The following is a 25,121-nucleotide window of genomic DNA, read 5'->3' as shown; positions in this document are numbered from 1 at the left end:
CCATTGACAAAAATCCATTCCTACGGCATAATCCAATAGTGATAATGATAATTGTTATCATATAAATACATATTAACAGGGGAGAAAAGAGATATGAAAAAAGGGTTGAATGGACTGTTGATTATGCTGGCCTTTGTGCTGGTTTTGGCGGGTTGTGGTAAAACCACGACTACAACAGATACAAGTCAAGGTAGTGACTCGGGTAGTGCTCCGGCTGAAGAGACAGCAGGTCCTGTTACCGTGAAGCATAAACGTGGAGAGCTTAAGCTGGACAAGCCAGCAGAGCGTGTCGTTACGCTTGAATGGACATATACGGAAGATGTTGTTGCCCTGGGTGTTCAACCAGTAGGTAATGCAGATAACGCTAACTATAAAGTGTGGGTAACTTCCGAAGCAGCACTGGATGACAGTGTAACGGATATCGGAACACGCAGTGAACCAAATCTGGAAGCTATTGCTGCATTGAAGCCAGATCTCATCATTGCTAATGCAGATAATAACACGGCGGTTTACGATCAGCTTAACGCTATTGCTCCAACGATTGAATATGATCCGTATGATGGTGACGGCTATGATTATGACAAAATGACAGAGATCTTTAATAACATTGCAACAGCTCTCGGTAAAGAAGACAAAGCAAAAGAAGTTCTGAGTGATCTCGATCAGCACTATGTAGAAGCCAAAGAAAAACTGGCTGCTGCGGGGAAAGAAAACTTCAACTTTGCACTGACACAAGCGTTCACATATCAAAATGCAGTCAGCCTGCGTATGTTTACCGATAACTCGGTTGTGATTGGTACCTTGGACAAAATCGGACTGGTTAACGATTGGCAGCCGGACAAAGTTGAAAACTATGGCTTCTCTACAGTAGGCATTGAATCCTTGACCGATGTGAAGGACAGTAACTTCATTTATATTACACAACCAAACGATGACGTCTTTGGCACAGCTATGAAAGATAACTCGGTATGGAACGGACTGAACTTTGTGAAGGAAAAACGCACATATCAACTCGATAGCACAACATGGACATTTGGTGGACCGATCTCCTCCAAAGTATTGGTTGATGGGGTAGTCGAGGCGATTACCAAATGAGTTCGGTTCAAGGATCTAAGCCAGCTATGAATTGGCGCTCAATTAGCATATATGGGGGCGGTCTAACCGCTCTCATCGTGCTTTTTTTTGTAAGTCTGTGTTATGGAGAAGCTTCCATTCCTTTGCATGTCGTTTGGGACGCTCTTACAGGCAGACAGGATTCATTAGAGCACAATATGGTCTGGGACTTGCGCATGCCGCGTACAGTGATTGGTATTCTTGCGGGTGGCGCACTGGCTGTTGCGGGCGCTTTGCTGCAAACGATTACTCGTAATCCATTGGCTGCTTCAGATACGCTGGGCATTAATGCAGGAGCGTACTTTGTGGTGGTGCTGGGAGCTATCGCTTTTCCAGGTCTATTAAGTCAGTCGCCTTTTCTTTTCGCAGCACTAGGTGGTTTGCTGGCAGCATTTGCGGCTTATTTCATGGGCGGCGGACGAACATCAAGCCCGGTTCGACTTGCGTTGTCCGGTATGATTGTATCAATGGTGCTTGGTTCATTTACAAGTGCATTACATATTTTTTTCTCCATGGAGACACAAGGGTTGTTCCTTTGGGGCTCCGGAACACTTGTCCAGAATGACTGGAGTGGTGTGTTTTATGCTTTGCCTTGGGTGGTTGGTATTACCCTTCTCGCGTTAATCCTGTCCAGACAGTGGGATATGCTGGAGTTGGATGAATCAACGGCTTCTTCCTTGGGACAAAAGGTTACATTGGCTCGTGCAGTAGGGTTAATTCTTGCTGTATTGCTGGCCGCTGTGATTGTCAGTGTAATTGGGCCGATTGGCTTCGTGGGACTGGTCGCACCACATCTGGTTCGATTGAGTGGTGTACGTTCTAACCGATTACTTTTACCCGGTGTGTTCATATGGGGCGCAGCGCTCCTGGTTGGAGCAGATGTCCTCGCCAAGATGGTGCATAACTCCAGCATGGAACTGCCAACGGGTGCTGTTATGGCGATCATTGGTGCGCCGTGGCTCATCTGGCTTGTTCTTACACGCATGAAGGCTGCGAACGGATCAGGCATGTCTACTTCAATGAGCACAGGAGGAGCTACGCGTCGTTTTGCATTTGGCCCGATGGCTGTATTATTCTCAGTCATAACGGTCGTGCTTATCTTGCTCAGTACGATGTTTGGCGGTATGCGAATTCCTCTGGCCGATTGGTTACCAAGTCTGTTCCAATCGGATGGACTGTTCTCCGCGCTGATTCAGCTTCGGATTCCGCGTACACTTGTTGCCGCAGGTGCAGGAGCTGCACTGGCAATCAGTGGTGTACTCATTCAGATGGCGGTACGTAACCCGCTGGCAGATGCTTCAATTGTTGGTGTGTCCTCAGGTGCAGGGCTTGGAGCGATGATGGTCATCATCTTATGGCCGGGTCTTCCGATATACTTGCTGCCAATTGCGGCAATCATCGGTGCAGCCATTGCTGCAGTGGTGGTGTTCTCCCTCGCCTGGAAGAAAGGACTGAACCCTTCGGCGGTTGTGTTGCTGGGGATCGCGATGTCTGCCATTGCTGGAGCAGGTATTCAGATTCTGATTGTCCGTGGTGCGGTATACGGTAGCAGCGGATATATCTGGCTGACAGGAAGCACCTATGCTCGTACCTGGGAACAGGTGAGGGTTATCGGATTATTTTTAGTTATTTTGGTACCGGTGGCTTGGTGGCTGGCACGCAGATTCGAACTGCTGGTATTTGACGACAACAGTGCATCCGGGCTTGGTCTCGGAGTACGTCGTACACGATTATTGGCCATGACAGTGGGTGTATTACTTGCAGCAGGTGCGGTTGCTTGTGTAGGAACCGTTGGTTTTATCGGTCTGATTGCACCACATATGGTACGGCTACTGACGGGGAATAAGTTAAGACGATCCATGTTCCTATCCGCATTAGCGGGTGCAGTCATGCTGGTGCTCGCCGATACAATCGGCAGAACCGTTATGGCGCCGACAGAGATTCCATCAGGCATACTCATTGCGATCATCGGAACGCCGTACTTCCTGTATCTGATGTATCGTTCCAACTGGCGCAAGTCTGTGTAAAAAAGTTCAAACCTGAAGCCTGCTCCCCGAGCAGGCTTTTTGCTGTCACGGTATGCCCTCCAGCCATGATCTTATGTTCCTGTTTAACCCGGTTGCATAGATATTGGATCATTGGACCTGACGTGGTACCCACAGATAACCTTACCCGATGAATGGCTAGTTCATCTGCAAATGACAAAATCCCCTCACGTCTACAAGAAGTAGAGACCACGTTATCAAACGTGAAACTCTTACTCTCTGTGGACCTTGAGGGGACTTTTTGCTTGAGCACATTCGAATCGTACTCCCGTTAGCTGGATTTCAGAATCCCGCTGTCATCGACGGATTGTACCGCTTGTTGCAATATTTCATTATCCTGAACGAGGGCGAAGCGAACGTAACCTTTGCCTGAAGGACCAAAGGCACTGCCTGGGGTTGCGATGACTCCTGCATGTGTAACCAGATCCATGGCAAATTGCTCCGAGCTGTCGTAGTGCGCCGGAATCCGGCTCCAGACGAACATCGTTGCTTCAGGTTTAGCGATGGGCCAACCGAGATTGCTGAATCCATCACAGAGGATGTCTCTTCGCTGTTCATAGATTGCTCTGACCCGTTCAACCTCGGATTGATCACCGGTAATGGCGGCAATTGCTGCTTTTTGGATCGGTAGGAACATCCCGTAATCCATATTGGATTTTAGCTTTTTCAGCATGGAGACCATGGTTGTATTGCCCACACAGAAGCCGATTCGTGCTCCGGCCAGTCCGTATGTTTTTGACAGGGAATTGAATTCCACACCAACGTCCATGGCGCCAGGGAATGCGAGGAAGCTTCCACATGACTTTCCGTCAAATACGAGCTCGCTGTACGCGTTATCGTGAAGCACGATAATATCATACTTCTTCGCAAAGGCAATCAGGTCAACATAGAACTGATCCGGTGCCATCGCAGTTGTTGGATTGTTAGGATAGGAGACCAGCATGAATTTTGCCCGATGAGCGATATCTTCCGGTATATCCTGAAGTTGAATAACATACCCGTTTTCTTCTTTTTGCGGCATATAATAGAGTTCTGCACCTGCCAGTAACGGTCCATCCGCGAAGACGGGATAGCAGGGGTCAGGGACCAGCACCAGATCACCTTCATCGACAATGGAGAGGGATATATGTGCCAGTCCTTCCTGTGAACCGAGCAAGGAACAGATCTGTGTTGCCGGGTCTAACTCGACCTGATAGCGCTGCTTGTACCAATCGCTTGTAGCTTGCAGCAATTCACTCTGATCATTCACAGCATATATATAATTAGCCGGATCAGCTGCGGCCTCGCATAGTGCAGTTATAATATGCTGCGCAGGTGGGATATTCGGCGTACCCACACTGAGATCAATAACGGGCTGACCGTTCTCCAGTCTGCGGCGTTTGATCTCCAGCAACCTGGTGAAAATTCCTTCGTTGAAATGATCCATTCGTTTGGCAAAGTTCATGATGATGATTCAGCCTCCAATCCTCTTCGTACGCATATTCATTAATAATAAATGGACAGCGACTAAAAGAGAAGAGCAGGGGAAAGCTTGCGGATCATGACTTTACTTTAAACTGACTTAGTTCGTCTTGCAGTTTGCCAGATAGCTGGTTCAACTGTTTCGACAGATCCGCTACCTGTTCGATACTATCCAGCTGATCCTGCGTGCTGGCGCTTACTTCTTCCGTCGATGCCGAGTTCTCCTCTGTGGTGGAGGAGATAATCTCCAGTGCCTGGAATATCTCATCTTTGTGTTTGTGTACATTGGCGGTATTAGTGGTAATCTGCATCATACGTTGCTGCAGATCTTTCAAGTCTTTGTTAATACTGAAGAAAACATGTTTGGTATCTTCTACGGATTTGGCATTCTCCTCTGCAATCTTCATACCGCGCATGGTATGTTCAACCGACAGGGTTGTTTTCTCTTCAATAACATTCACCTTTTTGTTGATTTCCTCTGTTGCCTGAGCCGTCTGTTCTGCAAGTTTGCGGACCTCTTCGGCAACGACGGCAAATCCTCTTCCATGTTCGCCAGCACGTGCAGCCTCAATAGAGGCATTCAGGGCGAGTAGGTTCGTTTGAGAGGCAATCTGTTTGACTGTATCCACAAAACTGGATATTTCATTCCGACTCAGGTCAATCTCCTGGATAATAGAGGACATTGCTTGGGTGGACTGGTGGTTTTCGTCGGACCATTTCGATAATTGTTCCACGACCGCAAGTCCTTGGCTGCTTTGATCAGCAGATGTCTGCACGACCGTTCCCATAGCCTGCGCATCGGTAGCAATTTCATCAATTTGGCTGGATAATGAGCCTGTTTTGCGTAAGATATTTTCCGTTTCGATGGACTGATAATTCGTTGCATTGGCAATCTCGTTGATGGCTGTTGATGTGTCATTCATGGTCACAGCCGTTCGTGAGGAGATGGCCTGCAGATCATTCGACGACTGGTTCAGGATTTGCGCCGAGCTGCCGACCATTTGCAGCATGCCCTGAATTTTCTGCACCATGGAATTCAAGCCTGTGGCGATCTGTCCAATTTCATTATTAGATTTGATATCCAGTTTGACAGTCAGGTCACCTTGTTCAATCTGTTTAATCTTGGCCAGCAGCTGTGGTATGGAGCGTAACAGACGGCGAAGGGTAATATAACAGATAATCACAAGCAGAAGGGTGGCTGCAGCAAAACCGCCAAGCGTAATCCACGTGAATGTTTTTAATTCCGCAAGAACTTCTTCTTCGGATATGGTCAGACCAACGGACCATCCCGTATCTTTGCTGGTAGCGTAGCCGATATATCGACGTTCCCCATTGTCGTTCATAAGTTGTACGCCGTTTTCACCGGCAAGCATTTTCTTGCCGATGTCTCCCATGTCCCCCGTACTGTTCAGGATGTTCTTCTTCAATACCTTCTCTTGATCCGGATGGTACAGAATTTCCCCGCTCTTGGATAGCAACATAGAATAACCTGTGCTTCCAAGGGAATAACTCTCCATAATCGCCGGGATATCCTTGAATGCAATATCCGCTGCGGCAAAGCCGATCGTGTTGTTGTTTTCGTCTTTGATCGGATAGAAGATACCCATGAGTACATCGCCTGCTGCAATATCAATGTACGGATCGGAGAAATAAAGTCCGTCTGCGTCGGTAACCGGCTTGTAGTATGGACGTGACTGGATATCAAAGTCCGGTGCAGATACGACACCATCATTTTGAATCCAAAAGCCTTTTCCATCCAGGCCCGCGACCCATGCATCGGCAAACGAAGGCTCTGCCTTAACGATAGCGGCGAGTGTCGCCTGTGTTTCCGCAGCGTAGGTTGAACTTTTCGCATCCGCAGCAGATGCTGTTGTTTCTATGTATTGCTGAAATAATGTGTTGGTGGACATTTGCTTGACCAGTGCACCTTTTTCCTTGAATAGTGCATCAAATTCACTAACAATGGCTTGTGTCTTGGTCTGGAGCATGGATTCCTGCTGTTTCACCAGAATGTTTCGTGTGCTTGCAAACATAAATGTTCCCAGCACGGCAAAGACAACTACGATAATGATGAGCAGCACAATGGACAACGTATTTGCCATACTGGATGTCCGTGCTCCCGTTTTCCCCCACTTGTTCAACATGTTCGACATATTCCATCTCCCCAGATGATTAATAAAAAGCTCAAAACGCCTAAGTTATATGTCGGCTTAATCTATAGTTTTATGTAGATTTCTGTCGAATAATCCTGAAAGCGACGGAAAGGAAAGGCATGAGTATGAGAAGGATGAAAGGGGAGGGATGAAAAAAGAGGAAAGGAATGAAAAAACGGGATCGGTAGTGGTTCATCCAGGCGATCTTGTTTATAATGGAATGAATTGGAACTATGGATGGAAAAGGGGGATTATTTGTGAGTGAGTTATGGCATGCTTCAATACAGGGGGTTCCATGGAATGCCGAAAAGATGCACCAGGCGGTGCATCTGTTGCGTCGCAGAGCAACGGTTCATTTTCGCGTTGACGCGGATACATACGAGGACCTTGCCGAGCTCGATGCCAAAGTATTCTTTGCCCGGCCGGATCTGATTCTACACATATCACATATGGACCCTAAAGGGGTATATTCATCCGGATTTTTGGGGCGACTGGCACAGTTGAAACATGTGTCTGCCTTGCAGCTTGATCTTTCGCAGGCTCAGGATTTGACGATACTGGGTGCGATGGAGCAACTGCAGTTTCTAAGATTGAATTCACCTGCAAAGGCAACCGTGCTCGATTTTATTAAACACTACAAACGATTGACCTTTCTTGAACTGCGTGGCAAATTCAACGGATTTGCTTCCATTGCGGCATGTCTCCAACTGCATACGCTCATTCTGAACTGCACGATCGAAAGTGCTGATGTGTTAGCGGAACTGCCTATGCTTCAGTATCTATCCCTGGATCACTGTGAGTTAAAAGGGGGACTAGATGTATTGACACAGTCGACCATCTCGATGTTGAAGCTCAGCTCTGTTCGCAAACTGACGAGTATTCAGGGACTCGAACAGATGCGCGGGCTGGAATATCTGCATCTGTCCTTGCCCAAGCTGGAGCAGTTATGCGACTTTTCCCTTCTGACCTCTCTCAGACAGCTCGAACTGGACTATATGAAATCGTTGCGGGATACCACACATCTATGGACAGCCCGTGCTTTGGAGTCTATTGAACTGAAAGAGATGAATACGGCGCTCAAGGCGGATTCGTTTGCTGGACTGACCGGGCTGGAGCATTTGCGCCAAATCGATTTTCGTTTCATTGATGTTAACAAAGGACGAATTGCAGCTATGCGTGATCACCTGGACAAGGCCGGAAAATCCCATTTGTTATATGAAAATATCCCTGAGCATGAACGCCTGAATTCCGCAGGTATTGCGCACTTATCGCATGTATTAATGTAAACGGGCTTCTGTCCAGCGTGTGTATACAGAGCGCACTCCGGTGAACGGACCGATTGAGGCGTGTAGATGTCATTGCTATCTAGGTGTTCGTATCCGTTAATGCGGGCATGTTGATCTCTTTCACGCAGGCCGCTTTGGACAAGCTGATGATACATCGAACGATGGAGACCATATCCTGCAGGGGAATGCGGGTCCCATCATACTCGGCCAGTGCACGTTCCATCCCGTCTTCATACGGAATTTCTGCCGCCAGTTCTCCCGGGTTGATGCATGTCACCGCGATGCGGTCATTCCTCGTATGTTCTCTTAGAGCTTCCGTAATACCCCGTATGGCAAATTTGGAGGCGACAAAAGAAACCTGGTTGCTGCCTGCATTGCTCAAACCGGCTGTTGAACCAATCAGGATGATCTTGCCTGCTTCAGACTGGCGGAGCTGAGGCAGTAAAGCCTGTATACATACAATTGTAGAAGTCACATTCACATGGATCAGCTGACTGATATCTGCGGGTTCATCCTTATCAAACGTGTAGTGCTCTTCAAATCCTTCCTTTTCCCAGATCCCCACGTTATAAATAAGCACATCCAACGTCTCGCCTTGAAGCTGGCTGGCAACTTGCTCTGCGGCCTGAAGCTCGGAAAGATCAGCCTGAATCCATATTCGCTCGACGCCATCCTCCACGGACAGACTTTCCGGCTTGCTGCGGGAGACCACCCAGACCTTATCACCGGATTGTGGCACACCTCTGACAAATGCATCGCCCAATCCCTTGCTTGCACCAAAGACAATTATATTTTTCAATTAAAGCCCTCCTTATCGATTAGAAATTAATAATATTTACATTAATCTATATCTTACTATAAAGGTGATATATGGAACATGAAGTTTACATGAGGTATGCTTCATCCTTATCAAGAAAAACCACCTCTGCCCCGCAAGGACGGGAGAGAGATGGTTGGAGAGATCATGATGACATTAATGGTAAAGTTTTAACTCGGCGATGGACCACCACCACTCGGGAGTGTCCGCGGTCAAGGCAATTTTGATGTATCGCGCCGTTTGTCTGGAGAACGTATGTGAGATGACAGGTCCTGTTCCCAGTGCTTCCGTAACCCCTTCCCAACGTTCGCCATCCTCAGAAGTGAAAAACTGGAAGTTGCGAGCATAATCGTTGCTGCTGCTGCCTGAGTCCATTGTCAAGCGGCTGAAGCTCTGCTTGCTTCCCAGATCAATCTGGACCCATTGATTGGCATATTGACCAGATGAAGAGGTCCAGCGTGAATTCAGATCGTCATCGAGCATCGCCGCAACATCTTCAGAGGTGGAGGCAGTCGCTGTCCATGATGTTCGATCCAGTTCAGCAGGTAACAGATGATCCTGTTCCCCGGATATCCAAGGTGTCTGATCAGCGGTATAGACCTCTAATTCAGCCACGGACCACCAATGAGAATCGGTGCCTGTCTGTACGACCTTAATATAACGTGCCTCATGCGGTGTAAAAGCGATAGAAAGTAGCGCATCTGATCCTTCACCCGAAGCCAAGGCTTTTCCCCAATGCTCTCCATCCAGAGAAGTATATATTTCATAGCCGCGAGCAAAGTCTTCCCGGCTGTGCGCGCTGTCCAGCACAATCCGATTCACTGGCTGCGAGGCTCCCAGATCAAGCTGAATCCATTCGCCGCCTGTTTGAGTCTGACCGGAGGTCCAGCGTGTTTGGTCCGAGCCGTCGAGTATAGCCACTGCATCGTCTCCGGAGGAAGCTGTCACGGACCAGCCATCTGGCAGCAGCCTCTTTTGTTTGCCCGTTCCATTATGATGAACAAACAACTCGGAGATCGTCCACCATTGATCGGAATCCCCGATCTGCACCATTTTCACATAACGTGCTTGCTGTTCAGGGAAAGTGATGGACATGCGTCCAGGCGTGCCTTCGCCGCCCGCAATGGATGTGCCCCAGTGTTCACCGTCATCCGAGACATAAATCCGATACTGTCTCGGATAGTCTTCTTTCGCATGGCCCGGGTCCAATTCTATGGCATCGAAAAAACTCTTTTGGCCGAGGTCAATGGTAATCCATTGTCCTTTGGTTTGCTTCCTACCGTTTGTCCATAGTGTATCTGAACTTCCGTCCAGCATGTTGGCTGTAACATCTGCTCCTTGAGTAGAGGAGGCGGTTACGATCCATGAAGAGCGATCTGGAGGCGCTACGGGCTGTGGGAGCTCTGGTGTTGCTTCAAGTTTGCCAAATCGGGCAAGCTTGAGTTCAGAGATCGACCACCAGCTGTCTGCAGAGGAAGTCAATACAATTTTGACATAACGGGCGGTTTGCATGCCCAAATCAACGGACAGACTTGGAGATGTTCCTGCTCCCTCTGCGATAGGCTCGCTCCAGTTCTCGTTATCTTTGGATACGTAGATTTCGTACCCGTGAGCATAATCACCGCCGTTGTTGCCGGAGTTCATGAATACCGTATCCATAAACTGTTCGCCACCCAGATCGATATGCAGCCAATCGCCAGGCTTCTGAATCTGTCCGGATGACCAGCGTGTAGTCAGATCACCGTCCACCATGCGCTCTACCGGCTCCGAACTGGAGGATGCCGTAATGGTCCATTGGCTCCGATCGAGATAGACTACACCCTGAGAGGCATCCGGCTGTTTAACGACGGAATGTTCCAGCGGGTTAACCTTTACTTGCGCTTTGGCATACACGGTAGCCGAACCCAAAGCGCCATGGGCATTGTAGAAATGAACTGTTTTGACAGTGTCGGACGGATTCCAGATTTGCGCTGTATAGACGCCGTCCTTTTCATACACGGTTGCTGCCGGATCATCTGCCCATATATCCATCGTGCGTGTTCCCGTAGAAGCCATGCTGTGCATGAACCAGTACGCGTTAAAGACTTCATTTTGCTGCATCTCACTCGTATTCCATTTGGCTAGAGCACCTTGCGGGTCTCCAATGGACTGGAATGGCCAGATAATATGCTGCCATGTGCGCTCCTGCTGAACACCCAGGTCCTTAATGAGACCATTGTAGAGAGCCTTAGTATTCTGCGGATCACGTCCATAATAGGTCATCCATTCCGCTGGCGGCAGCCAGTGAATACCGTAAATATGCTCCGCCTCATTAGAGAAGTACGTTCCATACAGGTAGGCGCTGCCGTACACATGACCTACCGTAGCGTGTTGGTAATCCTCCAGCCAGTTATCCCCGTCATAGTTAAACCAGTATTGCTCGGCAGCTTTCTCTTCGGTCATGAAGCCCCAGATCCCGGTGTCGCGATAGGCTTTGTTGCCTGTCACCTCACCCCACATATATTGGCCGACCCAACTAAAGAGCGCTTCTCCTGCGGCCTCCTGGTTATTCCCACTGCGATTATCGGCGTAACCACCTGCCCAGGAGTGACCAGCGTACGGGTCAAAATTGCGAAGCCATGGAAACTGATCATCTGTCTGTGAAGGATTGGCATAGTCCCGAATCAGAAGCTCAACCATGTCGCCGTAATCTTGCAAGAATGTTTTGTCATATGTGGCCAGTACAGCCGATGCAAAAACGTAATAACCGTAGGTGAAATGATGATCTGTCAATCCGGTATTAACACCAAATCCGCTACCGTAAGGGAAGATGGTTCCCCATTCATCCGAATAATAAAAATAATACGAGTGCAAAGGTTCGTCCGGCGAATAGGTATACCAATCTGTCAAAATGGTTCGAAGCAGGGACAGATAGTTTTCTCGTCGTACCGTATCTCCTATCTGGTCGCTGATGAGCACACCCAGCGCAAGCGGATGAAGCTTTTTCCCTTGCCAGTAAGGATCCTCGCTCATCAGATTGCCTGCCGTATCCGCGTCAAGCTGATCCAGATAGCTGATTAATTGTGCACGCGAGTAGGTTGGATCATCTGGCTCCACAAATTGCGGAATAATTCCATAGAATCGATCTTGTGTCGTAAACGTATTGCCTTCACTTACTTTCATCATGCCGCGAATGGAAGGGTAAGCAAGCTCCGTAACCGGAGTAGTCGCTAGTTTCCATTGGTGCGGCAACAAGGCCATCACTGTCTCGGATGAAAAGCCTGCCCGCTTCGTCCGGGTTACCGAGTTGAAGGTAGTCGTTACCAGTGAAGTGCTCTCATTATAATTGTAGTCCACTGTTGTATCGGTTACAAAGGCGTAGGCATGCCGGTAATAATAAGACAGTTCTGCCGCGGACGGCAGGGTAGCCAGTGACAGATAGTCTTCGCTCTGGCCCAGCTTGATTTTGAGCGTATTGCCAAGTTTCATAAATACGGTTCCTTCAGGTGCAAAGATCCCGTAGTTTCTTGTAAAGGTCTGAGGCGTGGGCGCTCTGTCCTGATTGGTTACTTCAACACCGATATGATCGGCCGTCAGCGATTCTCCATCATTCAGAACAATTTCACGGTTCTGATCATCGAAGAGACGTGTGATGTTGGGAGAACGAACAATAATGGTATCCGGGTTATCGAAGGTGTTGTACAGGAAAGGGGAACCTTTCACAAACGTGGTATTCATTTTGGCTGTGTCATCATCGCTCATGATGATCGTTGCGGAATAATCCCCATATCCCGCCACCTTGGTATTTACCTCCGCCGGGTTCATATTGCTGGTGCTCATGATCAGATCCGGTTCACCGTCAGCGTCCATAGAACCGCCATCAGCCGAAACGTAACCAGCTCCGGGATTCAGAAGTTGAAGTCCTTGTTTGGTATATCTACTTTTAAGCGGAAGTGTGACCAGACTGTTGCCATCCCCCAGATCGGATACAAGAATAGACTGCCACCAGTCATTGGAAGGGAGGGGCGCTGTGATGTCAGCCGTGCGATTTTTCGGGTTTTTCGGCTGCAGCATGGTGATGTCATTTACAGCGTAACTCCCGGAACCTACCTTTACCGAGGACGGTTCAGGGATATTCGGAATTGTATGCACAGGTTTGGCATCGCCTTCGATATACTCGTAGACATCGAATGCGTACAGGGAGTATCCGTTGGTTGTTCCTCTGCCAAGTCCGGCTAATTTCACATATCGTGCTTCGGCGTATACCGGAATCTCATCCCGTCCACCGTCGCTGTGCAGTTCCCGGTATAATGTAGTCCACTGGTCTGCATCATTTGATACTTGAATATCGTATGCACGTCCAAAAGCGTTTTCCCATTGTAGGGATACGTTCCCGATCTCCCGGATTAGTCCAAGGTCTACAACAATCCATTCCTGATCCTTGTAGATGGAAGACCAGCGTGTATCCGGACGGCCATCCGTTACATTCCGTGCTTCGTAATTCCCTTTTTCCATTTTGGCTTTATCCTCGGCTGAACGGCTGGGCTCATCAATTTCTTCCGAAGACGCTGTAACCAGTTGTCCTAGTGCAAGGTTCATTGCTAATGGTTTGGGAGGTGGATTTGCTCCGCCCGTCCCATATACATTGAATTCGTATACAGAGACGCCATAGGCTGGCTGTGCTCTTTGATGACTGAACAAGCGCACATATCGTGCCTCCGCTGTGACCTCAATTTCTGTCAGGCCGCCTTGCCCCTTTGTTGTCGAGTAAACAGACTGCCAGTTGACCTCGTCGTTGGATACTTCCAGATCAAAGGCGGAAGCATACGCATTTTCCCACTGGATGGAGATGCCCGAGATGGAGGCCACCGTGCCTAAGTCAACATAGATCCACTGCGGATCTTGCTGCCATATGCTTTCCCAGCGGCTGTTTTTGTTGCCGTCAACTACAAGATCTGCCGTATTGCCGCCCAGAGATGAGGAACTGTACACAGGCCGGTTCAGGGATAACAGATGATGTTCCTCATCTGCGGCGTTCACTTTTGAGACCGGCCACAGCGGGATGCTGCTAATCAACAACAGAACAGATAACAGCAAGTTCATGTAGATGTTGCGTGTTTTTCCTCTTTGACTCGTTCGTACCTTCATATGACTACTCCTTTGTTAGCCCTTGCCATCTCACCAGGCAGAGCTTCTCTTCTTCTCTTACTCGCGACCGTATGTATCATTTTGTTTCCCGTGTTGCTTTTGTGAGATGTGAATCCAATGCTCAACACGGGATATTCAGGTGTCCCATTTTGTATATCGATCATTTTGTCTGGAATATAAAGGTTTTTTAATCGTTTTCGTGGAAAAAGAGACATATGTCCTACATAATGTATGGGGAATGTGCAACTGTGAAATCAAGATACGGAATCGTTGTTCTCCAACAATACGATATCTTCGCCCCGTTGTTGCCTGAGAGCAATATTGTCCCTCCCCCAAGCACACATGACATCCACGATGGTGTTGGCGGTAACGCCATATTCTGTAAGTCCATATTCAATTAAAGAAACCAACACCCTGGATGGGAAGAAAGGAACTTATGATGAAAACACTTGTTATTCTGGCACATCCCGATATCGAAAGTTCAAGAGTCAATCGTCGCTGGAAGGAGGAGTTGTTGCAGCATACAGATGATATTGTTCTTCACGAATTATATTCGGCCTATCCCGATTGGAAGATTGATGTTTGCCGAGAACAAGAGTTGCTGGAGACGCATGATCATATGATGTTGCAGTTCCCGTTATATTGGTACAGTTACCCACCGTTGCTAAAGAAATGGTTTGATGACGTGTTTACCCATGGATGGGCGTACGGATCGAAAGGTAATCGATTGAAGGGAAAGCGGATGGGTCTGGCCATGTCCATAGGGGATAAGCAGGAGAATTATGCGAAAGATGGTTCCATCGGTTACAGCGTAGAGGAACTTGTTGCACCCTTCGTAGCAAGCATGAATCATGTAGGGGTTCAGGCGCTGCCGCATTATGCAGTCTATGGTGCCTCGTTCCAGGCTACGGATGAAGAGATTAACCGAAGTGCTGAAGAATACATGCGTTATATAAAGCAGTTCCGGGATTTTTGAAGTTAAAAGGTGAAGCTCTTCATAGAAAATGTACTGAAAAGGACCTGACTCCACACATGGTGAAGTCCAGGTCCTGATCAATAAACGAAACATTAATAACCGAATAAAACTACATTTATTCTACGCGGAAATAATCGAAATCTGCATATCCTCCGGTAGACTTCGTTGCATAATTGAATAGTGCAAACCGATATCCCATAAAGTGTGGCAGGGTGTAAGACATTTGAAGTGTATTGCCAATGGTTGTCCAGTTGCTGCCATTCAGGCTATAAGCAAAGTAGGCTTTGTCGGTTTGGTTCGTAAAATCACAGATGACGCGGAGATAGATTCTGTTCTGGTTGAATGGCACAGTTGCTACTTCAGTCATGGTGCCAGAACTGGCATTAGCCATAACGATGGATTTGGTGCTGCCCGTCATTTTTACGCCGACAAAACCATATTTCGCCTGAAAAGCAGCAAGTCCAGCATAATCACCATCCTTCATGCCGGCTGTATCCAAAGCGGTCATCCCCGTGCTTTTTGGACCAAAGGTTCGTTGTGTCAGGGTGTTGCGGGCTTCTAACAGGTTTTTGCTGATTTTGCCTGCGGTTAACCGCATGAAACCGGGCCGCTGGAGCAGGGACCAGTTGGCAGCATCAGGGTTATGATTCCACTGCCAGAAAGTACCGAGACTGGATGTACCAGAAGATGAATTGCTCGTCAGGGAGACGTCATCTACATAAAACGCCATCAAATCATTGGTCGGGTCCGGATTCGAGTTATACGGTGTTTCCACAAAAATAAAGCTTTGGGACAGGTCTGCATTCGACGGAACGGTATACGTACCTTGAATGGTACCCCACTGTCCACGGGTTAACGTCGCACTGCCCATAATGGTAATTCCGGTATAACTTGCACCGTTCTGGATGCTAAGATTGAACGTTTTGGTTGCAGGACCAGTAGTGTATTTGATCTTTGCCGAAAAAGAGTATGTTCCTCCCGGTACTAACTTCCCTGTAACCATCTGTTTGGCTCCGCCTGCTGTCTGCTGTCTGCCGCTGACGAGCAGGCTTTTTGTACCGCTGAATGCTTCGGCATTTGTTACGGTGATGTTCGCAGTATTGTTGCTGGTCCACGGCTGAATGCTGCTTTCCTCAAAGCCGCCGTTCACTAACAGTTGCGTTACTGAGGGTGTGCCTGATGTGGTTGCGTTGAACTCATCGGACCCGTAGATTTTGGCAGCAGGCTGACCTTCAACGGGCATATTCATGTTAAGGGGAACCTTGCCGTTCACCCCAAACACAGGCCAGTTATCAGACCACGTCACAGGAACGAGATAGGGGATGCGTCCAATGGCCCCGCTATCACGAAACAGCAAGCCGTACCAAGCGCCGGATGCGGTATCCACGATGCCTCCTTGGGCGATTCCCGAGTCTCTGAGTACAACTTTACCTGTGTATGGACCTGTCAATGTGTTTGCACGATAGGCAAGCTGAATGCGACCATCACCCGAAGGCCAGGCAATCAGGAATACATAGTACATACCATTGATCTTCTGAATGTGTGCTCCTTCTGCCTTTACAATCATGTTGGAGCCGGCAACACTGCTTGCGTTTGGAATCAGGACCTGATTGAGCCCGCCGGATTTAACGGCTTTGGCATCAGGTGTCAGCTCAACGATACTGATGTTATCACTGCCATGAACAAGAAAGGTTCGATTCCCGTCAAACAAAAGGGAGGGGTCATGGTAATAACTGTTCAATGTGTAAGGTGTCCATGGTCCTGTTTCAATATTGCTGGTTTGGTAAATATACGTCTTGCCCGTGGAAAGCGATCCAAAGGCCACATAATATATACCGTTGTTGTACCGCAAACTGCTCGCCCAGGAACCACGCCCATACTCGTTTTGTCCATTGTTCAGATTCTGTATATCCCCGTTTCCAAGCGTATCGTATACATAGTTTACGATGCTCCAGTTGACCAGATCATAAGACTTCATGACCGGGACTCCCGGATTCATATGCATCGTTGTGCTTGTCATATAAAATGCATTGCCTACCCGAATGACGTCACTGTCAGGAACATCCGCGTAAATAACCGGATTGCTGAACGTTGCGGCCGAAGATGCCGGACTTGTCAAAGGGAATGATGTTATAAGCAAAGGAAGAGCGAGTAGAAGAGCACTGATTTTTTTCCACATATTCTATCCTCCCAATTGATCATGTCCTAGGAATTAAAGCGAGTACTCCAGATAATCAATGTAAGCATCCCAAGTGCCATTATCCGTTGTTACGACCAGCTTGATTTCCTGATTGCCTGTACCGTGAGTGATGCCGGTGAGGGTTTGAACGGTCGGCTCCGTTCCCGTGAAGTAGAAAGAACCAGCGGTTACACCCCCGATGACCAGATCAACACGGGCTGTATTATTATTGTTGGAAGCGCCGCGGACAGAGAATTGATGGGTTGGGAATGCAAAATATTGATTGTATGCTGCATAATCATTGTTCCCGTAAAGAGCGACTCCATTAAAAGGGGAACTGACTACGCCAGCGTATTGACCGCCAAGCGTCATATTCTCGGCTTCGTAACGGGTAACGTTTGGATTGGGATTAGGATTTGGGTTAGGGTTGCCGCCCGAACCGGATGTGAACTGCCAGTAGTCCAGTTTGAACAGATTTCCATTGCCCGAGCCTGTAAACACCAGATACAAACGATGTACCCCTGTAGCATTGGTAACATTGGTCTCCATCTCGCGCCAAGTTTGCGAACCGCCAGTTGAACTTACGTTAAGTGTTCCAGCTAGTGGGCCTGTCGGACTGTCCAGTCGAACCTCGATGTTGCCATTTCCGGTAGAAGCGACATTGGCCTTGAACTTGGAGGCTCCAGCTGAGCCAAAATCAACATTGCCGACCGCGATCCAATCCCCGTTATGAATATTAGTGACATTCTGATTGGCTACAGGTCCACCGCTCGCTTGACTCGGTTCAGTGTTAATTCCTGCTTGCCAGCCAATGGTTTCGGCTTCCACGCGGACATACGGGTTGAGGTTAGTGGTCTGAGGTACACCTGTCATATTCCCCTGAACTTCCTGGATTGTTCCATCCGCATTATGTGTCAGTTTGTTGATATGTGTGGAACGGTACCCTTTACCATCACCGAGGAATGCCTTGCTTACCGTTTGCGCATGGTACGCCACATACCATTCGTTGTTGAATTGGAACACGGCATGGTGGTTATTGCCGCCTACACCGAAGAACGTGCCGGGATTTTTCAGAAAGTGTCCTTTATACGTGAAAGGCCCCATCGGGCTGTCGCTGACCATGTATCCGATCTCACCTTTTGGATATGCAGTGGGGTGTGTTCCCGCGAAGTTGATGCAGTAGGAGTAATAATATTTGCCGTTATACTTGTGGATGCCAGAATCTTCGAACATATAAGGAGAATCAATAGTCACAGCACTGCCCACCACACTGGTCATGTCGGCACCGAGACGAATGACCCGAGCTGTTTTGGGATTGGCAATGGAAGCAGCATTGGTATCGTTCGGGATGCCGCCTCCAGCATACAAGTAAGCAGAGCCATCATCATCGACAAGTACAGCCGGATCAAAGAGCCATGTTACGCCGGACATACCCGGTGTACCGTGAGTCAGGAGGGCACGACCAATTGGATCGGACCACGGTCCAATGGGGGAATCAGCCGTGAGTACGCCAATACCTCCACCCGAGTTGGCAAAGTACAGGAAAAACTTTTCTTTGCCAGCAATGGTTTTCTTCGCCATGGCAGGAGCCCAGGACTGAGTAGCCCATTTGGCAATTCCTTGTCCATTATTGGCATTATTCGCACCTGCTACCGGGATGGAACCATGGTCTGTCCAGTTCACCATGTCAGCTGAGGAGATGACGTTAATTTTCCCGATCGTGCTGTACTGGTTCTCTCGGACAGAGCCGTCACTGTTGTACAGATATGCATCACCTGTCATGTAGACATAGACCCGATTGTTATGGACGAGCACATAAGGATCGGCTCCCAGTTTATGATCGATGAGGGGATTAGAGTTTCCAGGAAGTTTGGCAACGGCTGCATTGGCTGCATGGCTCGATTCAACGGGCAGGGTGACAAAGATTAGCAGACACGACAACAACAAAACTAGCGGTTTACGAATCATACGTTTCGCCTCCATGAGATTGGATTAGTTGGTGAGCTGAAATTCAGGATAGCTGAGATGATGAAATGCCGAAAAAACGAAAAGATTTTCCTCATGTCACCCCCTTCTTGAAATAATGGTTAGGTTGGCTGTTAGGATAAGTCTTCATGTTGTCATGTATGGTTTAAGCCAGACAACCTGTGCACCGGGTACGTGGTCACGGCAGCAAGGGGAGTGGCTATAACCCGAAGTAAGCCTGCATCTGTGGGTGCGATTAGAAAAACTATAATCTGTCAGGTTTCTTTTTGTAATCGCTTTCAATAAAATGGGCTAGAACACTGAAATTTGGCGAAGAAAGAGGTTTGGCCACATTTAAATGTAATTATCTTTCATATTTTCATTTAAATGTTTATTAACTTGACGATATCATATCACAATTTTAAGATAATACAATCTTTTTCTATTTTTTAGTAGAGGATGAAGAAAATGATTATTCTATGTGTTTAACATTGGGCTTGATGGTAAAATACGATCTCATATTCTATAAAACTACACTTTCAAGCATAGCTTTACCCGGCCAACAATTAGATACGAGAAAAAGACGTCTTAAGCTGTGACCGTTTCCCTGGAATCTACCAGAGGAACGGTTATTTTCGTTTTTTTCTGGAATCGATCCTGGTTATATAACAAAATCTACTCTTACTTGCTGACCAACTTTGACATTGCATAATTTCTTCTCTTTGTTGTACATATCCAGTTTTTGTATAGCCAAAGCCCTGTGCGTAAAAGGTTGTTAAGTGATAATGGTGGGTTGCCCCCTGTGTTTTGTCCACACCGTTGATTGAGTGTTTGAATATTACTATCGAGTGAGCTTATGCCAAATACTGCTAGAGTCAGAGGTTCATAAAGGTGGGATGGGAAAAATGGCTATTTTGTCAACTGGGCCGATTGAAAACAATCCGGTTTCCGGGGTTAGACCGACCCAACAGGTAACGATTAGATTGGTAAGTCGGGCTGAGGTGGATTCTGTAACAGTATCCATTCAGGGGTATGTGCTAAGCACAACAAGAACGCTGTATGTGAGTGAAGTAATCAGTATTGCTCCTAATGAAGCAGTGACCAGAACTTATTTTGCAGATTTAGCTGCTTTTGAGTTTGTTTTTGGAACAGACGTGGAAGGTGTGGAGGAAGTAGGGATTTCAGTGTGGGGCAAACAAGCCTCTGGGCAATTGGTAGATGCACACCGGGTGGTGGAGCACGAAAAAACAGTTAATGACATCTAGGAGATCAGAAATCCCCAAAAGAGGAGATGTAGCGATGAGCTTTTTATCAACAGGGCCAATAGAAAATAATGCTGTTAGCGGTGTAAGGCCGACTCAGACAGTTACAGTTAAAATTGATAACCGTAGTGATGTGAGTACCTCAACCATACAAATACAAGGGTATTACATGAGTGGTGGAATGAGGGTTCTGTATGTCAGTGAGTCTTTTGACATCGCACCTAATCAAATAGTAACCAACAACTATTTTGCCAATCTGGATGCCTTCGAGTTTACTTTTACAACAACAGCGACGGTTAATGATCCTGTTCAAGTATCCGTATGGGGTAAGAGCAACACAGGCGCATTGGTAACAGCCCATCGTTTGGTTTCTTCCGAATTGCTGGGTGAAACCCCAAGCATCAACGGAGCTACAGGCGCAACTGGGGCTACGGGGGCGACAGGCACACCAGGGACAGCTGGAGTGACAGGTGCAACAGGAGCACAAGGCACAGCAGGTACAACGGGAGTAACCGGAGCAACAGGCACAGCAGGTACAACGGGAGTAACCGGAGCAACAGGCACAGCAGGTACAACGGGAGTAACCGGAGCAACAGGCACGGCAGGTACAACAGGTGTAACAGGAGCGACAGGCACAGCAGGTACAACCGGAGTAACAGGAGCGACAGGCACAGCAGGTACAACGGGTGTAACAGGAGCGACAGGCGCATCAGGTACAACCGGAGTAACAGGAGCGACAGGCACAGCAGGTACAACGGGAGTAACGGGAGCGACAGGCACAGCAGGTACAACGGGAGTAACGGGAGCGACAGGCACAGCAGGTACAACGGGTGTAACCGGAGCGACAGGCACAGCAGGTACAACAGGAGCAACAGGAGAAACAGGCGCACCAGGTACAACGGGAGTAACCGGAGCAACAGGCACAGCAGGTACAACCGGAGTAACGGGAGCAACAGGCACAGCAGGTACGACCGGAGTAACGGGAGCAACAGGCGCATCAGGTACAACGGGAGTAACCGGAGCAACAGGAACAACAGGTACAACAGGTACAACCGGGGCTACGGGTGCGAGTGGTTCTGGAACAATTATTCCTTATGCATCAGGACTTCCTGTTGTGTTGACTACAGTTTTGGGTGGACTTTTGAATACTTCCAGTTTAGTTGGTTTTGGTAACAGTTCTACCGGAGTAAGTGTTAACGGAGGAATTATTGATCTCACAGGCGCTGCAGGCACGTTGCTTAACTTTGCTTTCTCAGCATCGCGTGCAGGAACGATTACTTCACTGGCCGCTTATTTCAGCACAACAGCCGGACTAAGTTTGGTTGGATCTACAGTAACCTTAACTGCACAATTATTCCGATCCACTACACCTAATAACTCCTTTACAGCTGTACCAGGTGCATTGGTAACCTTAGCTCCTCCACTGACCGGCATTTTGGCACTGGGCACAATATCCAGCGGGGTGACTACAGGACTGAGTATTCCGGTATCTGCCGGTGACCGCCTGCTTATGGTGTTCTCAGCATCAGTAACAGCCGGAATTGATGTGGCTACAACGGTAGCGGGATATGCAAGTGGCGGCCTTACCATCACTTAACGGAAAATGGGCTATATAACAAGTTTAAAGACAGGGACTCTTGCCAACATGGTGAGAGGTCCCTGTTTATGTGTGTGCTTTTGTTTTCAAACTCTCTTCAAATGAAAGATAAGGACTATACAAAAACATAAAAAGACGAGGATTGCTCCTCGCCTCGTACATACCGTGGCCTACTCAATTTCACTCTGTTTTGGTTAGGCTGTCTACGACAAATTTAAGTTGGGCTTCCAACGAAATTGGGTCACTAAACACGAAGCCACGGCTTTCCTCGCGATAAACGTGATTATTCTGGACAGCAGGGAGGTTATCCCAGATAGGACCTTCAAAAACGGAATCTCCACTCTCATCACCTGTCCATCCACTTACAAAGATATAATCTCCTGCATATTGTGGTAACAATTCAAGTGATAACTTGGCCCAACCTTTGCCGCTATCGATGGCTTCCTTCTGAATGATCGGCGGTGCCTTCAGGCCAAACTCTCCATAAATAATATCTCCACCTCTACCAAAGCTCCCGTAGGCATAAAATTCTTTGGCACTTCCCGTATCAAAAATCGAAACCGTGCGATCACCTACCGCTTGCTCCACGAGTGGTTTATATTCAGCGATCTTAGCATCCCACTCTGCGATCCAGGCCTTCGCTTGCTCTTCTCTACCAGTCATCTTGCCAAAATCCATCAATTGCTCCCGTAGAGGTATTCCATATTCAACAGCGACGGTCGGCGCAATTTTGGACAGCTTTTCGATCGTTTCAGGGTCATTCCAAACGACAATTAAATCCGGTTGCAACTCCATGATTTTCTCGTAGGGTACATCGTTACCGATGTTGACAACGTCATCGAGCTTTCCTTCTGTATAACTGTTAAAGGACTCATCACCAGTTCCAACAGGCTTAAGGCCAAGAGCTAGCAAATGACCGGTAAAGGCTCCTGCAACCATTACTACCCTTTGAGGTTTTTTGGGGATTTGTACTTCACCGTTAACCGCAGAATAGGTTACCATCTCCGAGCTTCCGTTTGTGGTGTTACTGATATTACTCTCTGCACCTACAGTTGGACTTTGCGTACTGCCAGTGCTTCCATTCGTGTTTGCTGGCCTGGAACATGCGCTAACCAATAGAGTTAGGCACAACAGTAGGGTAATTCCTACAGGTAGTTTGCTTCTATACATCCGTAAATCTCCTTTTTCGCTATGTTGATAATGATTATCATCTCTGATATCAATATAACGACGGAGTTTACGCGGAGCAATGGATGATCGAAGCCTAAGGATAGGACGATAAGAACCTTTTGTCACTTGTCCGGACTTATCCTTGAATTGCTTTGGTGTGACTCCCGTATGTTTTTTGAACATTCTTATAAAATAGGATACATCAGCATATCCGACGCTTGCAGCGACTTCTTGCAGAGATAACTCGGTCTTTTGCAACAGCGTTACTGCTTTGTTCATCCTAATACCGATTAAGTAATCGATTAGACTTGCGCCAGTTTCACGTCGGAAGTACTTGGACAGATAAGGGACGCTGTAATGGAATGTATGAGCGAGGGTTTCCCGCGTCAGCGGCTTGGCGTAGTGCTCCTGCATATAGCGAATAAGCTGAGAAGCAAGGTTAGGCCTAACAATGCTTACCTGCTGTTGATCCATTTGTCTGAGCAATTCATATACAAATTGATAGAATAGTGTTTTGGTATGGAGTCGCTCCAAGCGTCCCGGTTTATTCCACTCGCCCAGCATTCGCTCAGTGATTTCGTAGAGGATGGCAGGATGATATGGAATAAAACCGTACTGGAGGTGGAATGGCAATGGTTGATCCGGTTGTTGAAGTGTATGCTGCTTGCCAGGTAGCGGTAAGGAGGCTTTGTAGAAAATCAGGTAATAATGAAAGGATTCGTCCGTTGGGATGATGTCCAGACGGGTGTTTTTGCCCCCATGAAGCATATAAAATGGTTTGGTAGCATGCTCATTTCCGTCTAAGATCAAGGTTGCATTACCATTCGTTACGTACAAAAAGGCGCTGGCAGGGAACAGGTAAGGATGTACGCACTCGTCGGCCTGTATGACAATATGTCGTACATCCATGATTTTGAGCGATGCACAATTCCAGATGAGTATGTGTTCTTGTACATTCAAGGTTGCTTTCAATAGAGAGTTGTCTTCCTTCCATGAGCTGTTGAAGCCAGCCTTTTATGTGGTGAGGTTATTATATAATAATATTAGTGGCTTTTTGTCACTTTCCAGAACGTTCCCCGTTTCCTTTATAGTCTTCCAAAGGCTACGGTCAACGCAAGAACTATAAAAAAGATATTTACGCCGAGCTCCCGGTACTCTTTACGCCGAATATGAAACAGCATTCCAAGCAGTGTAACAACAGCCAAAGCGATTGCGGCGATCGGCGTAAGCACCGGAGTGATGTTCAGCGCCCAAGGCAAAACAAGGCCCAGCGCTCCGAGTAGCTCCGCGATTCCGATCAAAATAACTAGACTTTTTGGCACATCATTGACCCAGGCCCAGGTCTTTTTTGACGACTCGATACGAATGGTTTTCATCCATCCTGAATATATGAAACCTAGCGCCAATATGATTTGTACGATCCATAACGTTACATTCATCTTTTCTTATCCCCTCACTTGCTCGATTTTAATATCTGCCTCTATACTAAAGTGAGAAGGCCCAATCTGGAAGTAGGCACTTAAACCTAACCAGGTAACCAAAAGTATACCCGGATATGGTCAGAAAGTGAGGAATAAGAATGACGGTATATTGCAAATTCGGAACGGCCTTGGATATTCTTACGGGTAAATGGAAATCTTTGATTCTTCTACGACTGCTGAGCAACGGTACAATGCGGTTCAGCGAATTACAAAAAGCCATTCCAGATATTTCGAAAAAAATGCTGACCCAGCAGTTAAAAGAACTGGAGTATCACGATATTGTACATCGCGAAGTATATGCTCAAATTCCCCCTAAGGTCGAATACTCGATTACGGAGTACGGACAGCTCATGAAACCTGTGCTCCAGACAATGAGCGACTGGGGAGCCGGCCATATGCAGCATATGGAGAAGCTGTACAGCGAAGAAGACGAAAAAGGAGCACACCCATCCGAACCTCGGAAAATCGATTCCTTGGGGTGATAGGGTG

The 25,121-nt window shown here is 47.7% G+C and carries 15 protein-coding genes; 7 read left to right on the top strand and 8 right to left on the bottom strand.

The annotated features are described in order from the left end of the window. The first annotated feature begins 93 nt into the window (after positions 1–93). Both MHI52_RS22700 and MHI52_RS22695 read left to right on the top strand, forming a co-directional pair. Positions 94–1,095: an ABC transporter substrate-binding protein gene (locus MHI52_RS22700; protein ID WP_405157671.1), complete on the top strand. Its 1,002-nt coding sequence runs from the start codon at positions 94–96 to the stop codon at positions 1,093–1,095. Beyond that, complete coding sequence (locus MHI52_RS22695) at positions 1,092–3,140, top strand: iron ABC transporter permease (protein ID WP_405157670.1); 2,049 nt, start codon at positions 1,092–1,094, stop codon at positions 3,138–3,140. The genes MHI52_RS22700 and MHI52_RS22695 overlap by 4 nt, the downstream gene beginning before the upstream one ends. Positions 3,141–3,429: 289 nt before the next feature. Here the strand turns inward: MHI52_RS22695 and MHI52_RS22690 are convergent, their stop codons facing one another. Both MHI52_RS22690 and MHI52_RS22685 read right to left on the bottom strand, forming a co-directional pair. Further along, entirely contained in the window at positions 3,430–4,602 is a 1,173-nt protein-coding gene (locus MHI52_RS22690) for an aminotransferase class I/II-fold pyridoxal phosphate-dependent enzyme (protein WP_405157669.1), read from the bottom strand. 94 nt (positions 4,603–4,696) lie between these two features. Then, a complete protein-coding gene (locus MHI52_RS22685) occupies positions 4,697–6,772 on the bottom strand; it encodes a methyl-accepting chemotaxis protein (protein ID WP_405157668.1) in 2,076 nt (691 codons plus the stop codon). A 257-nt stretch (positions 6,773–7,029) separates the two neighbouring features. Between MHI52_RS22685 and MHI52_RS22680 the strand changes: the two genes are divergently transcribed. Beyond that, positions 7,030–8,058 (top strand): hypothetical protein, encoded by a 1,029-nt coding sequence (locus tag MHI52_RS22680; protein ID WP_036617478.1) that lies wholly within the window; start codon positions 7,030–7,032, stop codon positions 8,056–8,058. Positions 8,059–8,137: 79 nt separating this feature from the next. Here the strand turns inward: MHI52_RS22680 and MHI52_RS22675 are convergent, their stop codons facing one another. Both MHI52_RS22675 and MHI52_RS22670 read right to left on the bottom strand, forming a co-directional pair. Then, positions 8,138–8,857, bottom strand: coding sequence for an SDR family oxidoreductase (locus MHI52_RS22675; RefSeq protein ID WP_076328170.1), 720 nt, complete (start codon positions 8,855–8,857; stop codon positions 8,138–8,140). Positions 8,858–9,031: 174 nt separating this feature from the next. Continuing rightward, positions 9,032–14,002 carry a discoidin domain-containing protein gene (locus tag MHI52_RS22670; protein ID WP_405157667.1) on the bottom strand — a complete coding sequence of 1,657 codons (4,971 nt, stop codon included), beginning with the start codon at positions 14,000–14,002 and terminating at the stop codon, positions 9,032–9,034. A gap of 439 nt (positions 14,003–14,441) precedes the next feature. Between MHI52_RS22670 and MHI52_RS22665 the strand changes: the two genes are divergently transcribed. Then, positions 14,442–14,978, top strand: coding sequence for an NAD(P)H-dependent oxidoreductase (locus MHI52_RS22665; protein ID WP_036617635.1), 537 nt, complete (start codon positions 14,442–14,444; stop codon positions 14,976–14,978). Between the two features lie 115 nt (positions 14,979–15,093). Here the strand turns inward: MHI52_RS22665 and MHI52_RS22660 are convergent, their stop codons facing one another. Together MHI52_RS22660 and MHI52_RS22655 are read right to left on the bottom strand one after the other, a co-directional pair. Further along, on the bottom strand, positions 15,094–17,157 hold the full coding sequence (locus MHI52_RS22660) for a family 43 glycosylhydrolase (protein WP_076328168.1): 2,064 nt from the start codon (positions 17,155–17,157) through the stop codon (positions 15,094–15,096). A gap of 33 nt (positions 17,158–17,190) precedes the next feature. After that, positions 17,191–19,125 (bottom strand): carbohydrate-binding protein, encoded by a 1,935-nt coding sequence (locus MHI52_RS22655; RefSeq protein WP_405157666.1) that lies wholly within the window; start codon positions 19,123–19,125, stop codon positions 17,191–17,193. A 902-nt stretch (positions 19,126–20,027) separates the two neighbouring features. Between MHI52_RS22655 and MHI52_RS22650 the strand changes: the two genes are divergently transcribed. Together MHI52_RS22650 and MHI52_RS22645 are read left to right on the top strand one after the other, a co-directional pair. Further along, positions 20,028–20,387: a hypothetical protein gene (locus MHI52_RS22650; protein WP_036617491.1), complete on the top strand. Its 360-nt coding sequence runs from the start codon at positions 20,028–20,030 to the stop codon at positions 20,385–20,387. 34 nt (positions 20,388–20,421) lie between these two features. Beyond that, a complete protein-coding gene (locus tag MHI52_RS22645; RefSeq protein ID WP_405157665.1) occupies positions 20,422–21,981 on the top strand; it encodes an exosporium glycoprotein BclB-related protein in 1,560 nt (519 codons plus the stop codon). Positions 21,982–22,161: 180 nt separating this feature from the next. Here MHI52_RS22645 and MHI52_RS22640 read toward each other — a convergent pair whose 3' ends face one another. Together MHI52_RS22640 and MHI52_RS22635 are read right to left on the bottom strand one after the other, a co-directional pair. Beyond that, entirely contained in the window at positions 22,162–24,111 is a 1,950-nt protein-coding gene (locus MHI52_RS22640; protein WP_405157664.1) for an AraC family transcriptional regulator, read from the bottom strand. A gap of 125 nt (positions 24,112–24,236) precedes the next feature. Beyond that, entirely contained in the window at positions 24,237–24,590 is a 354-nt protein-coding gene (locus MHI52_RS22635) for a DoxX family protein (RefSeq protein ID WP_405157663.1), read from the bottom strand. Positions 24,591–24,730: 140 nt separating this feature from the next. Between MHI52_RS22635 and MHI52_RS22630 the strand changes: the two genes are divergently transcribed. Next, on the top strand, positions 24,731–25,114 hold the full coding sequence (locus MHI52_RS22630) for a helix-turn-helix domain-containing protein (RefSeq protein ID WP_076254337.1): 384 nt from the start codon (positions 24,731–24,733) through the stop codon (positions 25,112–25,114). Positions 25,115–25,121 lie beyond the last annotated feature (7 nt).

The organism is Paenibacillus sp. FSL H8-0283, from assembly GCF_045040675.1.
Lineage (GTDB): Bacteria > Bacillota > Bacilli > Paenibacillales > Paenibacillaceae > Paenibacillus > Paenibacillus amylolyticus.
This window is presented reverse-complemented; position numbering and strand designations above follow the sequence as displayed.

Bases quoted from the DNA above. Each gene is read 5' to 3' on its own strand.
- MHI52_RS22700 (WP_405157671.1), top strand. From the start codon at position 94: ATGAAAAAAGGGTTGAATGGACTGTTGATTATGCTGGCCTTTGTGCTG.
- MHI52_RS22695 (WP_405157670.1), top strand. From the start codon at position 1,092: ATGAGTTCGGTTCAAGGATCTAAGCCAGCTATGAATTGGCGCTCAATT.
- MHI52_RS22690 (WP_405157669.1), bottom strand. From the start codon at position 4,602: ATGAACTTTGCCAAACGAATGGATCATTTCAACGAAGGAATTTTCACC.
- MHI52_RS22685 (WP_405157668.1), bottom strand. From the start codon at position 6,772: ATGTCGAACATGTTGAACAAGTGGGGGAAAACGGGAGCACGGACATCC.
- MHI52_RS22670 (WP_405157667.1), bottom strand. From the start codon at position 14,002: ATGAAGGTACGAACGAGTCAAAGAGGAAAAACACGCAACATCTACATG.
- MHI52_RS22665 (WP_036617635.1), top strand. From the start codon at position 14,442: ATGAAAACACTTGTTATTCTGGCACATCCCGATATCGAAAGTTCAAGA.
- MHI52_RS22660 (WP_076328168.1), bottom strand. From the start codon at position 17,157: ATGTGGAAAAAAATCAGTGCTCTTCTACTCGCTCTTCCTTTGCTTATA.
- MHI52_RS22655 (WP_405157666.1), bottom strand. From the start codon at position 19,125: ATGATTCGTAAACCGCTAGTTTTGTTGTTGTCGTGTCTGCTAATCTTT.
- MHI52_RS22650 (WP_036617491.1), top strand. From the start codon at position 20,028: ATGGCTATTTTGTCAACTGGGCCGATTGAAAACAATCCGGTTTCCGGG.
- MHI52_RS22645 (WP_405157665.1), top strand. From the start codon at position 20,422: ATGAGCTTTTTATCAACAGGGCCAATAGAAAATAATGCTGTTAGCGGT.
- MHI52_RS22635 (WP_405157663.1), bottom strand. From the start codon at position 24,590: ATGAATGTAACGTTATGGATCGTACAAATCATATTGGCGCTAGGTTTC.
- MHI52_RS22630 (WP_076254337.1), top strand. From the start codon at position 24,731: ATGACGGTATATTGCAAATTCGGAACGGCCTTGGATATTCTTACGGGT.